The 358-nt window shown below is 45.3% G+C and carries 1 protein-coding gene; it reads left to right on the forward strand.

All coding sequences use genetic code 11. The features are described from left to right. Positions 1-25 precede the first annotated feature (25 nt). A partial coding sequence (locus ACEWQ0_RS04650; RefSeq protein WP_476484663.1) for a triple tyrosine motif-containing protein occupies positions 26-358 on the forward strand: 333 nt, incomplete at its 3' end.

A 358-nucleotide genomic window follows, 5' to 3' on the forward strand; every position in this document is an offset into this window, starting at 1 on the left:
CATGGTCTTTACCGAATCAGGATTGATGCAACTCGATGATCAGGTGGGCGCCAATTTAGGCATGCAATCAAAGCCTAAAATGATACTGCAACAAACCAGCCTCAATGGTCAACCAAGCGCCATAGGTGATGCACTTGATTACAATTACGGCAGCTTGGCATTCGATTACCAATTGTTGTCTTTCAAAAACCCCGAAAAACACCAATACCAATACCGCATTCATGCTGATGGCGAATGGGAAAACATAGCACAACAGGGCAGCCTCACATTCCACCAGTTACCGGCAGGGCATTATGAGTTTTCGGTCAGAGGCAGAAACCTTGGGGAATTATGGTCTGAACCAGTCAGTTACAATTTT

This window comes from Wenzhouxiangella sp. YN9 (genome assembly GCF_056324165.1).